The sequence below is a fragment of the Methylobacterium sp. AC690 genome (genome assembly GCF_979256535.1).
The window spans coordinates 98385-111505 of sequence record NZ_CEEDOX010000016.1 but is presented as its reverse complement, the minus strand read 5'-3'; the positions used below and the strand labels follow the sequence as shown (position 1 = coordinate 111505).

Below are 13121 nucleotides of genomic sequence, written 5' to 3'. Positions count from 1 at the left end.
CGACGCCGTGAGAGATTTCTCGAAACCGGGCCGCTCGCCCGTCTATGCCGCCCAGGCCGCGGTCGCGACCTCCCACCCGCTCGCCTCGCTGGCGGCCATCGAGATCCTGAAGGCGGGGGGCAACGCCGTCGACGCCGCCATCGCGGCGGTGGCGGTGCAGGGCGTGGTCGAGCCGGCCATGACCGGGATCGGCGGCGACTGCTTCGCCCTCTACGCCCCGAAGGGCGCTGCCGTGCCGATCACGCTGGACGGCTCCGGCCGCAGCCCCGCGGCCGCGCACGATGCCTGGTACGTGGAGAACGACGTGGCCATCGCGGCAACCTCGCCGCATGCGGTCACGGTACCGGGCGCCATCGCGGCCTGGGCGCGGCTGCTCGCCGACCACGGCACCCGCAGCCTCGGTGAACTGCTGCAGCCCGCGATCCGCTACGCCGAGGACGGCTACGCGGTCCAGCCGCGGGTCGCCTACGACTGGGCGCGCAACCGCGACAAGCTGCGGGCCGATCCGGGCTCGGACGCCGCCTACCTGATCGACGGGGAGGCGCCGAAGGTCGGCACGATCATGCGCCACCCGAAGCTCGCCGCCACCTTGCGGCGCATCGCCGAGCACGGTGCCGCCGGCTTCTACGAAGGCCCCGTGGCCGAGGACATGGTCGCGCGCCTGCGCGACCTCGGCGGCCTGCACACCCTCGAGGACTTCGCCAGCGCCGCGCCCGAATACGTGACGCCGATCTCGACCCGCTACCGCGGCTACGACGTCTACGAGTGTCCGCCGAGCGGCCAGGGCCTCGCCGCCCTGATGATGCTCAACGTGCTGTCGCAGTACGACGTCGGCGCGCTCAGCGAGCTCGACCGGGTCCACCTCTTCGCCGAGGCCTGCAAGCAGGCCTACCACCACCGCGACGCGCTCTTCGCCGATCCGGTGGTCAACGCCGTGCCGGTCGAGCACCTGCTCTCCCAGGCCTGGCAGGCGCGGGCGCACGGCGCCATCGACATGGCCCGTGCCCAGGCGCCGGTGCTGTGGCCGGAGATCCGTCACACCGATACGGTCTACCTCTGCGTGGTCGACCGCGACGGCAACGCGATCTCGCTGATCAACTCGATCTTCCAGGGCTTCGGCAGCGGCATCACCGCGCCGGAGAGCGGCGTGCTGCTGCACAATCGCGGCTTCTCGTTCCGGGTCGAGCCGGGTCATCCCAACACCATCGCGCCGCGCAAGCGGCCGATGCACACCATCATCCCCGGCATGCTGATGCGCGACGGCGCGGTGGTGGCGCCCTTCGGCGTGATGGGAGGGCACTATCAGGCCATGGGCCACGTCGAACTGCTCACCGGCATCATCGACCGGGGCCTCGACGTGCAGGAGGCGCTGGATGCCCCGCGCAGCTTTGCCTATGGCGGCGGCGTCGAGTTCGAGGCCGGCTTCGCCTTGGGGCTCGCCGAGGGGCTGGCCGCCCGCGGTCACATCACGGTGCCGGCCCCGGTCCCGATCGGCGGCGGCCAGATCATCTGGATCGACCCGGCGACGGGCATGCGTGCCGCCGGATCCGATCCGCGCAAGGACGGCTGCGCCCTCGGCTACTGAGGCGCGGGAAACCGGCTCACGGGTAGCGCACCGGCGCCGGCTGCTCCGGCAGGGGGATGAACTCGGATTCCCCCGGCACGGTGTCGAAGCGGGCTTGGCGCCAATCCTCCTTGGCCTGCTCGATCCGCTCGGGCCGCGAGGAGACGAAGTTCCACCAGAGATGGCGCGGGCCGTCCATCGGCTCGCCGCCCAGGACCATGAAGCGGGCGGTCTCGGTCGCCCGCACGCTGATCCGGTCGCCCGGCCGGAAGACGAGGAGCTGGCCCGGGCCGAACCCGTCCCCCGCGATCGCGATGGCGCCCGAGATCGTGTAAATCGCGCGCTCGTCGTAGGTCGGGTCGAGGGGCAGCACCGCGCCGGCCTCGAGTCGCACGTCGGCATAGACCATCGGGCTCGACGTCCGCACCGGCGATTTCGCCCCGAAGGCCTCGCCGGCGATCAGCCGGACGGTCTTGCCCTCGCCGGTGAGGATCGGCAGCGCATCCGCCTCGTAATGCTCGAAGGCCGGTGCGGTCTCCTCGTCCTTGCCGCTCAGCGCGACCCAACTCTGGAGACCGAACAGGGTCGAGCCGGTCCGACGCAGGTCCGATCCGGTGCGCTCGGAATGGGTGATGCCGCGCCCGGCCGTCATCCAGTTCAGCTCGCCCGGCCGGATCGGCAGCGCGGTGCCGAGGCTGTCCCGGTGCATGATCTCGCCCTCGAACAGGTAGGTCACCGTCGACAGGCCGATATGCGGGTGGGGGCGCACGTCCATGCCCTGGCCGAGCAGGAACTCGGACGGGCCCATCTGGTCGAAGAAGATGAACGGGCCGACCATGCGGCACTCGGTCGACGGCAGGGCACGCCGCACCGCGAAGGAGCCGAGGTCCCGCGAGCGCGGCACGATCAGGGTCTTGATCGCGTCGCAGGTGAAGCGGTCGCCCGGGATCGGGTCGTCCGCACTGTGCCAGCTCATTCGATGTCCTCCTGCGTCAGGGCCGCCAAGCCGGACCGGTGCCGCGCCGACCGTCGCGCCGGGCGTGCGGAGCCTAGCACGCGAGGCGGCTCCGGGTGCGGGCCGGTCACCTGTGGGGACGGGGGGACGGGATGGCTTGTCGAATCCGGCCTTGCTTTGGACCTTCGCGCCGTGCCTCAGCGCTGGCGGGTCGCCGCCACGCCGATCTGGTCGGCCATGCGCACGAGGTCGGCCAGGGACCGGGCCTGCATCTTTTCCATCACCCGCCGCTTGTGGACCTTGGCGGTGATCTCGGTGATCCCGAGTTCGGCGGCGATCTGCTTGTTCATCAGGCCGCCGATGGCGCAGCGCAGGACGTCCAGTTCGCGCGGGGTCAAGGCCTGCAGGCGCTCGGCCACGGCCTCCCGGGCGCGATGGGCCTCCAGGGCCGCCGCATCGGCTGCGAGGGCCCGGTGCACGGCGTCGAGCAGGACCTCGGCCACCACCGGCTTCGTGAGGAACTCGCTCGCGCCGCCGCGCATCGCCCGCACCGTCATCGGGATGGTGCCGAAGCCGGTCAGGAAGATGATCGGCACGGTGCTGCCGGCCGAACGCAGGGCTTCCTGGACCGAGAGGCCGTTCTCCCCGGCAAGTCGAACGTCGAGGAGGATGCATTCCGGTGCGGTCCGGACCCGTGTCGCGGCGAGTGCAGCGGCATCTCCGTGACCGACCGCAAGCAATCCGCTCGACCGGCACAGGCGCATCAGCGCGCAGCGCAGGGCCGGATCATCGTCGACGATATGGACGGTCGCTTCGGACATCTTCCAGAGGAGTGCGAATACGCAGGGCTGGCTTACAAGATACGGACCAACCCGGTGCATCATCTGCGGCTTGGCTACTGCTGATCTTGGCCTGCCTATCACGGGTCGCGCGTGATGCCGAGGACGCTGCCCAGGCAGTGTTCGAACTGCTCGGCGTCGAAGGGCTTGGCGAGGTAGGCGAAGGCGCCCGAGGCCAGCGCCCGCGCGCGGCTGGCCTCGCTGGGATAGGCCGTCATCACGATGACGGGCAGCGTCGGCCGGCGCAGGCGCAGGAGGCGCAGGAGGTCGAGACCGCTCAGGCCCGGCATCTGCACGTCCGTGACGACGACGGCGATCCCCGCATCGTCCGCCGCCTTCAGGAGCGGCTCGGCCCCCGCGAAGGGAGCCGGGGCGTAGCCGAGGGAGCGGGCGAGCCGCGACAGGGCCGAGCGGATCGCCGGGTCGTCGTCCACGATGGCGACGACGGGCGCTCGCGGCGCCGCGTTCCGGGTGGAATCGCCCGCGGCGGATTCAGCCATGGGCGGGTCCGGCGACCGGGAGGGTGAAGTGGAAGGCGGCCCCGCCTCCGGGCGCGGCATCGGCCCAGATGTCGCCGCCATGCGCATCGATGAGGTTACGGCAGATCGCGAGCCCCATGCCCATCCCGCCCGCCTTGGTCGAGTGGAACGGCTCGAAGATCCGGGCGCGCCGCTCGGGCGCGATGCCGGGGCCGGTATCGCTGACGTCGACCGCCACCGCGTCGCCCGTGGCCCGGATCGTCACGGTGACGTCGCGCGGTCCGTCCCCCTCCGCCATCGCCTGGGCGGCGTTCAGGAGCAGGTTCACGAAGACCTGCTGCAGGCCGATCGCATCGGCGTCGATCCAGGGGATGTCCCCCTCCGCCGCGATGTGGACGGCGGCCCGGTGCAGGCGCAGCTCGCCCTCGACGAGCAGGTTCGCGTCGCGCGCCGCCTGGAGGAGATCGACGGCGGCGGAGGCGCGCGGGGCGTTGCCGAGATAGGACCGGGTCCGGGCGATCACGTCGCGGGCGCGGGTCGCCTCGGTCACGACGTCGTCGAGGGCCGCCGAGGCTTCGTCGATCTCCGGCACCGGGCGCCGCAGCCAGCGGGCGGCGGCCTGTGCGTTGGCCAGGATGGCCGCCAGGGGCGAATTGACCTCATGGGCGATGGAGGCACTCAGCGCTCCCACGGTGGTGATGCGGGAGGCGCGCGCGAGCGCGGTGTCGGCCAGGGCGAAGCGCTGCTGCGCCTGCTTGAAGGCCGTGACGTCGAGGGCCGTCACGACGATCTCGGAGAAGCCGGCCAGGTCCCGGGGCAGCATGGCGGTGAACAGCATGTCGACCTCGCTGCCGTCGGCGCGCACCACGTGGGCTTCCGAGCGGAAGAAGCGGTCGCCCCGGCCGAAGGCCACCAGCCACTGCACGAAGGTCTGGTCGGTGTCCGGCAGGAGACGGTCCAGGGGACCCAGAAAGGCCTCCTTGCCGGAGGCGCCCGTCTCCTCGACCGTGAAGCCGTTCACGTCGGTGACGATGACCTGCCGGCGCAGGGCACGCAGCGCCTCCGGCCGGCTGGCGAAGTGGGATTCGATGTCCACGGTGCCGGCCCGGCGCAGGACCATCACCGCCTCGCCCGCCGCCGTCCAGTCCTCGCGCCACATCGAGATGCCGGAGCGCTCGAAGATGGCCGCCAGGCGCGTCTCGCTGATGCGGTGCCGCTGTGCCTGTCGGGCCGCCAGGGCGAGGGCCGCGCCCCCTGCCACGAGGGCGAGCCCGATCAACACCGCGGCCGATGCGCCGCCCAAGGCCGCGGCGGCCCAGCCCGCGAGGCCGGCGAGGCCCAGGGGCGGCAGGATCAGCAGGGCCGCCGTGCCGACGGCCGCCGCCCAGGCCCGGCGCGGCCCCGTCGGTGCGGCCAGCATCCAGGCCGGCAGGTCGTCGCTGCCGATGGGCCCGTCATCGGCCGACGCGGAGGCCCGGCTCGGCCAGCGGGAGAAGACCTGCCGCGACAGCGTCTGTCGCGACAGCATGGGGCCTGAGAACCGTTGCCGCGAGAAACCGTGCCGCATGCACCTCATCCACCGGGGTCCGCCAGGATAGCGGACCCGCGCCCGGGGGTCTCCGATACACCTGTATAATGGCGCGCCCGGCGCATGGATTGCACGTTGCGGGCATGGATCTGCATCGGCACAGCGCGCACAAGTTTCCCCATGCCGGCCTGCTTGCGACCTCCCGGGGCCGGCAGTGGCAGGGCGTCGCGGCGGAGTTGCGCTCGCACCCGGCCGGCGACCTGCCGGCGATCGTGCCGACCCAGATGGAGATCACCCTGGCGACCCGCCGCATCCCGGGCGCGCATGTCAGTCGCAAGGGCGCCGGCCTCCGCCAGCGCACGGCGGTCGAGGCGGGGACGATCTGGCTCTGCCCCGTCGGCGTCGGGGAGGACGACATCAACATCTCGGCCCCGTTGAGCGAGATCCTGCACATCTACCTGCCGGCCGAGCGCTTCGCGGCCCTGGCGAATCTCTACGGCGATGCCCGCATCCGCGCCGACACCGTGCGTTACCTCGCCGATGTGCCGGACCCGCTCATCCGCCAGATCGGGCTGTCGATCCTGAGCGAGCTCATCCAGGAATCCTCGGCCGGCCGGATGATGGTGGAGGCGGCGGCCCTCGCCCTCACGGCCCGGGTGGCACAGGCCTACGGGCATGACCGTCCGGACGGTGCCGATGCGGCCGGTGGCGATCACGACTGTCCCGAGCGCATCCAGCGGGCGATCGCCTTCATCCGCGACAACCTCGATCGCGACCTCAGCGTGACCGAACTCGCCGCCGCCGCCTGCCTCAGCCCGTTCCACTTCGCGCGCCTGTTCAAGCGCGTCACCGGCAAGACGCCCTACGGCTTCGTCAGCGCCGAGCGCCTGGCCCGCGCCCGCCGGCTCCTGGCCGAGCGCAAGCTGCCGCTGGTGGACGTCGCCCTCTCGTCCGGCTTCTCGAGCCAGGCCGCCTTCAGCACCGCGTTCAAGCGGGTCACGGGCTGCACGCCGGGGGAATACCGCCAGCTCTCGCCCTGAGGCGACCCGGCAAACAGCAGGATCGCGGAACGGCCGAGCAAGTCTGCGAAAGACCCTTGCCGCACCCCGCCGGCATGGTGTCCTCACCCGAAGGTCTGGTGTGGAGACGAGGATGCATCGGCCAGCCGACACCCCTGCGGTCCGGATCGCGATCCCGCCGCTGCTACGCAGCCGGCGGCCCGCCCCGGAGCCGGGCCTGCGCCCGCGCACGGTCGAACCCAAGCGTGAGCCCCGCTCCGACCCGGTCCGAACGACCCGTTCGCCGGATCCGCAAACGGACGGCATCGTGGTCTCGGACCTCCGCGCGGGTGGACGCCCGGCGGCACCGCAGCCGCAGCGCTACGGCGCCGGCTTGCTGATCCGGGTGCAGCTGGCGGATGACGGAGGCTGGCCGGCGGGCGGTTGCTTCCGCCCCGCCCCCGAGCGCGTCTGCACCAGTTCCGTGACGCTCCTCGATCACCGCAACAGGCCCCCGGCCGCCGAGCGGGGCGGCGCGGTCCAGATCTGGCTGTCGCGCCGGCTCCTCGCCGAGGTGACCGAGAGCATGGGCCTCGGGGACATCGATCCGCTCGCGGCCCTGAAGCCGGTCGACGGCAAGGTCTTGGTCGACCCCACGATCCACGACCTCGCTGCCAGCGCCGCCGCCACCCTCGATCGGCCGGACCGCGGCGCGGCCGTCTTTCGCCTGCAGATCGGCCGGGCCATCGGGGCGCATCTGATCGGCCTCCATGCCGATCCGGGCCTCCATGCTCATCCGGGCTTCCATGCCGCCCCGGGCCTCGCCGCCGAGCCTGCCCGGGGCGGGCTCGCCCCCTGGCAGCTGCGCCGCGCCCAGGACCGCCTGCGCGCCGAGCTGGGCGACACGCCGAGCCTGCAGACCATCGCGGCGGAGTGCGGCCTCTCCGTCAGCCACTTCGCCCGAGCATTCCGCCAATCCCTCGGCGTGTCGCCCCATGCCTGGCTCGTCCGACAGCGCATTGCCCGGGCCAAGATCCTCATGCGCGGGCGCGGCCCGTCGCTGGCCGAGATCGCGCTCGCCTGCGGGTTCGCCGACCAGAGCCACTTCACCCGCGTCTTCGTCCGCGAGGAGGGCATGAGCCCCGGCCGCTGGCGTCGGATGGTCGAGCCGCAGCAGCCGGGCGCGGATCGCCAAGATGTCTCGGCATGACCGTGTTTCGACGCGACCCTGCATCGGCGTCACGGCGCCTCGTCGTGACGGCGACTTGTCCTGGAAAGCGCCCTGGCGCGAGCGGGGCCGCGGCCCCATGATCGCGGAACCACCGGCCGGTCCCGGCACGCCGTGCCCGGCCCGGACGGCGACAGCAGGCAACGAGGCGCGGACATGAACAGTCCCCTGCACCAGGACGAGACGCGCCGGTTCGCGCGGGCGCAGCTGCGCGGAGAGATGCTCGATTGGCTCCTTGCCGGAACCCGGGGGGAGCGCTTCCTCGACGATATCTTCGTGGCGTTCTGCCGGCGCCTGCGCGAGGCCGGGATCCCGGTGGCGCGGGGCACGATCCACCTGCGGACGCATCATCCCCTCTGGCTCGGAACCCGCATCCTCTGGCGCACCGGCGCGGCAGCCGCCGAGTTGCAGAATTTCGAGTACGGCATCGTCGACACCGACCAGTTCAAGCTCAGCCCGGCCGCCGAGATCTTCAACGGTGCGGAGCGGGTCCGGAAGCGCCTGGAAGAGCCGGCGCAGCCGGCGACCGATTACGGGATCTACCGCGACCTGCGCGCGGAGGGCCTGACCGACTACGTCGCCTGGCCCCTGCACTACACCCTTGGCAAGAGCCACATCATCTCGTTCTCGGCCGATCGGCCCGGCGGGTTCGAGCCCGACGACCTCGACTTGCTGGCCTCGCTCCTGCCGGCTCTGTCGGTGGTGACGGAGGTCCGGCACAAGAACCGCCTGACCCGCCTGCTCCTCGACACCTATGTCGGTCCGCATGCCAGCGAGATGATCCTCAACGGGGCGACCCGGCGCGGCAGCGGCGTCACCGTGGAGGCCGCCATCATGGTCATCGACCTGCGCGGCTTCACCGAGATCTCCGAGCTCTGGCCGCGCGACGATGTGATCTCCCTGCTGAACGACTACTTCGACGCGATCTCCCTGCCGATCGAGCGGCACGGGGGCGAAATCCTGAAGTTCATGGGCGACGGCCTGCTGGCGATCTTCCACCTCGATACGCCGGCCGCCTGCACCGCTGCGCAATCCGCCGCCCTGGAGGCGCGGGCCGCCATGCGGGCGCTGAACATCGCGCGGGCCGAGCGCGGACAGCCGCGCCTCGGCTACGGCATCGGCGTCAATGTCGGCGCGGTGATGTACGGCAATATCGGCTCGCGCTCGCGCCTCGACTTCACGATCATCGGGCCGGCCGTGAACGTGGCGGCCCGGCTGGAGAGCCTGACCAAGGTCCTCGACGTCAGCGTGCTGTTCTCGGGCGCCTTCGCGGCCCGCTCCAGCGACGGACACCAGCTCGTGCCCCTCGGGACCTTTCCCCTGCGCGGCGTCGGTGATCCCCTGGAGGTGCTGGCCTTTCCGGACGACGCCGAGGCCGATGCGTGACGCCGCGGCCCGTTCGCGGAAGCCGAGCGCTCTCCGGGAAGACACGGGCTCGGGAACGAGAAAGGCCAGCCTCGCGGCTGGCCTTCGGAATCATCGAAGCGGGATCGAGGCCGCTGCTTATTCCGCGGCGGTCATCTCGGGCGAGAAGTGGCCGCACCAGTCGGCCGAGCCGACCACCGGCCACAGGCCGTGATCCGACGGGCCCGGCTGGTTCACGGGCGGGTTGAAGCGGCACAGGCCCTCGTCAGCGGCCGCAGCGGCGCCGTTGACCTTGTGCTCGTCGAAGAACTTGCAGCTCTCGCACTTCGCGTTCGCCATGTCGGTGATCTCCATCCTGGGCGGCTCAGCGCCGTTCCTACTTACGAATTAGAACAGATCCAATGTAGGCGTCAATCGTTTTGTCGCGCGACGGTTCCCTGCGGGCCCCGGAGGATCGGGGATCGGAGCCTGAGGACACCGTGGCCGCGGGCGCCGTGGGCAGCACCGCCGCGTATTTCGGCCGGACGCGCTTTCGCCTATCAGGCCTTCATGTCCACCATGCCCGTCGCGCCCGACGACATCGCCCACGTCATCCAGGTCGCCCTCGCGCCCGCGTTCCTGCTGACGGCGCTCGCGACACTCCTCAACGTCTTCTCGACGCGCCTCGGCCGCGTCGCCGACAAGGTCGATGCCGCGGCAGCTGGTCTGCGGACCGCCGACGCCCACGAAGCCGTGCGCCTCTCCCGGCAATTGTCGTACCTGCGGCGGCGCTCCTTCGTGTTGGACGCGGCCGTGGTCCTGGCCTCCGCCGGCGCGGTGATGACCGGGATCGCGGTGCTGACCCTGTTCGTCGGGGCCTTGCGCGATGCCGCGACCGCCTCGATCCTGTTCGTCTGCTTCGGCGTGGCGCTGGTCTGCACGGTGGTCGCGGTCTGTGCCTTCCTCGTCGAGATCCTGATGGCCGGGCGCGGCATCCGGGACGAGGTCGACCGCCAGCAGGAGCATGCGGAGGAGCGCGGCGCCTCCTGAGCCGCGGGCGGACCGGCCTCGCTGCGGACGAGGGGCAGGCGTGCGCGCCAGCGGTCTCGATCATTGGGCCGCACCCTGATACGCGCCAGTCCGCCGGCAGGGATGGGACGAGGTCCGATGAGCGTCGAGACAGTAAAGGCGGAGGTGGTCGTCGTCGGGGGCGGCATGGTCGGGCTCGCCTCCGCGATCGCCCTGCGGGACCGGGGCCTCGACGTCCTGCTCTGCGACCCCGGGGAGGCGCGGGCCCGGACCTCCTACGGCAATGCCGGCGTGATCAGCCGGGGCTCGATCTTCCCGATGTCGAGCCCGGCCCTCTGGGCCAAGCTGCCGTCCTACCTGCGCAACGCTGACCGGGGCCTGCGCCTGCGCCACACCCACGTCGCCCGTGTGCTGCCCTGGACGGCGCATTTCCTGGCCTCCGCCCGGACCTCCGCCTGGGAGCGCGCCGCCGGTTCCCTGCTGCCGCTGACCAGCGCGGCGCTGCCCGCGCATCTCGCCCTGGCCGAGCGGGCGGGCGCCGGCCACCTGCTGCGCCGCTGCGGCTGGATCAAGCTCTACCGCACCCACGCCGCCTTCGCCGGCGCGGCCCTGGAGCGCGCGATCCTGGGCCGGCACGGCGTGTCCTTCGAAATCCTCGACCCGGACGACATCCGCGCCGCAGAGCCGGCCCTGATCCGGTCCTACGCCCAGGGCATGCTCCTGCCGGAAACCGGCGCGGTGAGCGATCCGGGCGGGCTGCTGGAGGCCTATCAACAGCTCTATCTCGGGCTCGGCGGGCGAACGCTCCGGATGGTTACGACGGGCCTCGAGCCTGAGGCGGAGGGCTGGTGCGTCCGCCACGACGGCGGCACGGTGCGGGCGCGCCAGGTCGTCCTGGCGGCCGGCGCCGCCTCTGGCGAGATCGCCCGCGGCCTCGGCTACCGCTTCGCCTTCGCGGCGGAGCGCGGCTATCACGCCCACTACGCCCTGCACCCCGAGAGCCCGCCCCTGACCCGCCCGGTCCTCGACACCGGCGCCGGCTCGATCATCGCGCCGATGGGGGAGGGGCGCGTGCGCGTGCTCTCCGGGGTCGAGCTCAATGCCCGCGAGGCGCCCCCCGACTACGTTCAGATCGAGGCCGCCGCACAGGAGGCGGGCGGAACGCTGCGCCTGGGCGCGAGCCTCGACAACCGTCCCTGGATGGGGGCGCGCCCCTCGACCCCGGACGGCCTGCCGGTAATCGGCCCGGCGCCCCGGCATCGCGGCCTGATCTTCGCGTTCGGCCACGGCCATATCGGCCTGTCGACGGGTCCGATCACGGGGCGCCTGGTGGCCGATCTCGCCACCGGGGCCCCGCCCGCCGTTCCGGTGGCGCCCTTCGCGTCGCAGCGTCTCCTGGGATGGCCGCGGTGGAACCCGGTGCAGGGGCGCCAGCGCGCGGATTGACGCCTCCCGCCGGAGGCGCCATGCCGGGGGGTAGCAATACTCCCTCGTCCGAGGACATCCGTCTCCATGCGCCTGAGCGTTCGCCTCGACGGGGGCCTGTGCCGCCGTTGGCACCTCCGGCTGATCGAACGTCTCCTGCACCGCCCCGGGCTGTCGGTGTCCCTCGACCTGTCGCCCGGACCCGGCGCCCTTCCGCCCAACGCCGCGCTGTTGTTCGAACTCGAGGCGATGCTGCGCCGGCTGCCGCGCACCGGGCCGGCCCTGCGGGTGGAGCGCGCGGATCTCCTGGCCCGTGCCTCAGCGGCTGTCGGGGCGCCCGACCTCATCCTCGACCTCTGCGGTGACGCGGTTGCCCCGCCCGGCGTCCCGGTCTGGCGGCTGGCCTTCGACGGGGCCAGCGGCGAGGCCGCCCTGCTCGCCTCGCTGCTGGCCGGGCGCCCACCCGTGGTCAGCCTGACCGAGGGCGGGCGCGTCGTCGCCTCCGGGCGCGTCGGAACCGAGGCGCGGGGCATCATGCTCACCGCCTTCGAGGATGCCCTGGTTCGGACCACGAGCCTGATCCTGGCCGCCCTGGGCGGAGCGGGGCCGCGGCTCGCCTCCGACGGAACCCCCGTCCCGGGGCCGGCGCCGACGGGCTTCGCGGCGGCCGCCCTCGCGGCGCGTGCCGTCCGCACCTGCACCCGGATGACGGGCCGCCTGCTCTACGCCCTCTGCACCTGGGCGCCCCATTGGCGGGTCGGCTGGCGCCGGCTCGAGGGGCCCGACCTCATCGACCTCCAGGCCCATCCGGAGACCGGCTGGAACACCCTGCGCGATGACGGACGCCGCTTCTACGCCGATCCGTTCCCGATCACCGATGCCGCCGGCACGGTGCTGTTCGTGGAGGATTACAGCCACGTCCTGCAGAAGGGCGTGATCTCGGCCGTGCGCTTCGGCGCCGACGGCCCTCTCGGGGCGCCGGTGCCGGTGCTGGAGGCCGCCCACCACCTCTCCTATCCCTTCGTGTTCGCGGAGGGCGGCGCCTACTGGATGGTGCCCGAGAGCGGCGCCACCGGAACCCTCGACCTCTATCGCGCCACCGCCTTTCCCGGCGGCTGGGTGAAGGAGGCGACCCTGATCTCCGGCCTGAATGCCAGCGACCCGACCCTCGTCCGGCACGACGGACGCTGGTGGCTGTTCGCGACGGTGCGGGACGACGGCGAGCAGGACGGCCCCTTCGCGGCCTGGGGGTCGTATTCCGACAGCCTGCACCTCTGGTCCGCGCCGGATTTCCGCGGGCCGTGGACCCCGCATCCCGCAAATCCGGTACTGATCGACATCGCCGCCGCCCGGTCCGGCGGCCGCATCGTCGCCCGGGACGGCGCCCTGTTCCGTCCGGTGCAGGATTGCCGCGACGGCTATGGCGGGGCGCTGGGCCTCGCCCGGATCCGACGCCTGGACGAGGCGGGTTATGCACAGAGCGTGGAGATGATCCTGCGCTCGGGCCCGCGCTTCCCGGGCACCGGCCTGCACACCCTCAACCGGACGACGCATTTTGAATTCATCGACGGTGCCGGACGCGTTCGCCGACGCTTCCGCAGCGGGACGGCCGTCGCTTCCGAAACCTGACGTTTCGCAGTCACTTACGTCATCACGGACATTTTAATCCCCGCCCAGGAACAATCACTGCCGCCCACGCTTGTGCCACCGCTGGTGGGGCGGGGTGTCCGGT

At 72.2% G+C, this 13121-nt stretch carries 12 protein-coding genes; 7 read left to right on the top strand and 5 right to left on the bottom strand.

Going from position 1 to position 13121, the window contains the following annotated elements:
* The first annotated feature begins 7 nt into the window (after nucleotides 1–7).
* Complete coding sequence (locus tag AC0IY1_RS19020; protein WP_471771567.1) at nucleotides 8–1585, top strand: gamma-glutamyltransferase family protein; 1578 nt, start codon at nucleotides 8–10, stop codon at nucleotides 1583–1585.
* A 16-nt stretch (nucleotides 1586–1601) separates the two neighbouring features.
* Here AC0IY1_RS19020 and AC0IY1_RS19015 read toward each other — a convergent pair whose 3' ends face one another.
* From AC0IY1_RS19015 to AC0IY1_RS19000, 4 genes are all read right to left on the bottom strand, one after another.
* Nucleotides 1602–2540, bottom strand: coding sequence for a pirin family protein (locus AC0IY1_RS19015; protein WP_471771565.1), 939 nt, complete (start codon nucleotides 2538–2540; stop codon nucleotides 1602–1604).
* A 176-nt stretch (nucleotides 2541–2716) separates the two neighbouring features.
* Entirely contained in the window at nucleotides 2717–3340 is a 624-nt protein-coding gene (locus tag AC0IY1_RS19010; RefSeq protein WP_471771563.1) for a response regulator transcription factor, read from the bottom strand.
* Between the two features lie 98 nt (nucleotides 3341–3438).
* A complete protein-coding gene (locus AC0IY1_RS19005) occupies nucleotides 3439–3858 on the bottom strand; it encodes a response regulator transcription factor (RefSeq protein WP_471771561.1) in 420 nt (139 codons plus the stop codon).
* A complete protein-coding gene (locus AC0IY1_RS19000) occupies nucleotides 3851–5365 on the bottom strand; it encodes a sensor histidine kinase (RefSeq protein ID WP_471771559.1) in 1515 nt (504 codons plus the stop codon). Before AC0IY1_RS19000 ends, AC0IY1_RS19005 begins: the two co-directional genes overlap by 8 nt.
* Before the next feature lie 143 nt (nucleotides 5366–5508).
* Here AC0IY1_RS19000 and AC0IY1_RS18995 point away from each other — a divergent pair, with 143 nt between their 5' ends.
* The 3 genes from AC0IY1_RS18995 to AC0IY1_RS18985 all read left to right on the top strand — a co-directional run bounded on the left by AC0IY1_RS18995 (nucleotide 5509) and on the right by AC0IY1_RS18985 (nucleotide 8977).
* Nucleotides 5509–6405: an AraC family transcriptional regulator gene (locus tag AC0IY1_RS18995; protein WP_055956997.1), complete on the top strand. Its 897-nt coding sequence runs from the start codon at nucleotides 5509–5511 to the stop codon at nucleotides 6403–6405.
* A gap of 112 nt (nucleotides 6406–6517) precedes the next feature.
* Nucleotides 6518–7573: a helix-turn-helix domain-containing protein gene (locus AC0IY1_RS18990; protein ID WP_471771557.1), complete on the top strand. Its 1056-nt coding sequence runs from the start codon at nucleotides 6518–6520 to the stop codon at nucleotides 7571–7573.
* Between the two features lie 174 nt (nucleotides 7574–7747).
* Nucleotides 7748–8977, top strand: a complete 1230-nt coding sequence (locus AC0IY1_RS18985) for an adenylate/guanylate cyclase domain-containing protein (RefSeq protein WP_471771555.1) — start codon at nucleotides 7748–7750, stop codon at nucleotides 8975–8977.
* A 117-nt stretch (nucleotides 8978–9094) separates the two neighbouring features.
* On the opposite strand, the gene AC0IY1_RS18980 is transcribed toward AC0IY1_RS18985, so the two are convergent.
* On the bottom strand, nucleotides 9095–9295 hold the full coding sequence (locus AC0IY1_RS18980; protein WP_055957159.1) for a hypothetical protein: 201 nt from the start codon (nucleotides 9293–9295) through the stop codon (nucleotides 9095–9097).
* A 210-nt stretch (nucleotides 9296–9505) separates the two neighbouring features.
* Here AC0IY1_RS18980 and AC0IY1_RS18975 point away from each other — a divergent pair, with 210 nt between their 5' ends.
* The 3 genes from AC0IY1_RS18975 to AC0IY1_RS18965 all read left to right on the top strand — a co-directional run bounded on the left by AC0IY1_RS18975 (nucleotide 9506) and on the right by AC0IY1_RS18965 (nucleotide 13018).
* Complete coding sequence (locus AC0IY1_RS18975; RefSeq protein ID WP_471771553.1) at nucleotides 9506–9985, top strand: DUF2721 domain-containing protein; 480 nt, start codon at nucleotides 9506–9508, stop codon at nucleotides 9983–9985.
* A 117-nt stretch (nucleotides 9986–10102) separates the two neighbouring features.
* Complete coding sequence (locus tag AC0IY1_RS18970; protein WP_471771551.1) at nucleotides 10103–11410, top strand: NAD(P)/FAD-dependent oxidoreductase; 1308 nt, start codon at nucleotides 10103–10105, stop codon at nucleotides 11408–11410.
* A 66-nt stretch (nucleotides 11411–11476) separates the two neighbouring features.
* On the top strand, nucleotides 11477–13018 hold the full coding sequence (locus AC0IY1_RS18965; protein ID WP_471771549.1) for a glucosamine inositolphosphorylceramide transferase family protein: 1542 nt from the start codon (nucleotides 11477–11479) through the stop codon (nucleotides 13016–13018).
* Nucleotides 13019–13121 lie beyond the last annotated feature (103 nt).

Bases quoted from the DNA above. Each gene is read 5' to 3' on its own strand.
- AC0IY1_RS18985 (WP_471771555.1), top strand. From the start codon at position 7,748: ATGAACAGTCCCCTGCACCAGGACGAGACGCGCCGGTTCGCGCGGGCG.
- AC0IY1_RS18975 (WP_471771553.1), top strand. From the start codon at position 9,506: ATGTCCACCATGCCCGTCGCGCCCGACGACATCGCCCACGTCATCCAG.
- AC0IY1_RS19000 (WP_471771559.1), bottom strand. From the start codon at position 5,365: ATGCTGTCGCGACAGACGCTGTCGCGGCAGGTCTTCTCCCGCTGGCCG.
- AC0IY1_RS18995 (WP_055956997.1), top strand. From the start codon at position 5,509: ATGGATCTGCATCGGCACAGCGCGCACAAGTTTCCCCATGCCGGCCTG.
- AC0IY1_RS19005 (WP_471771561.1), bottom strand. From the start codon at position 3,858: ATGGCTGAATCCGCCGCGGGCGATTCCACCCGGAACGCGGCGCCGCGA.
- AC0IY1_RS18990 (WP_471771557.1), top strand. From the start codon at position 6,518: ATGCATCGGCCAGCCGACACCCCTGCGGTCCGGATCGCGATCCCGCCG.
- AC0IY1_RS19010 (WP_471771563.1), bottom strand. From the start codon at position 3,340: ATGTCCGAAGCGACCGTCCATATCGTCGACGATGATCCGGCCCTGCGC.
- AC0IY1_RS18965 (WP_471771549.1), top strand. From the start codon at position 11,477: ATGCGCCTGAGCGTTCGCCTCGACGGGGGCCTGTGCCGCCGTTGGCAC.
- AC0IY1_RS18980 (WP_055957159.1), bottom strand. From the start codon at position 9,295: ATGGCGAACGCGAAGTGCGAGAGCTGCAAGTTCTTCGACGAGCACAAG.
- AC0IY1_RS18970 (WP_471771551.1), top strand. From the start codon at position 10,103: ATGAGCGTCGAGACAGTAAAGGCGGAGGTGGTCGTCGTCGGGGGCGGC.
- AC0IY1_RS19015 (WP_471771565.1), bottom strand. From the start codon at position 2,540: ATGAGCTGGCACAGTGCGGACGACCCGATCCCGGGCGACCGCTTCACC.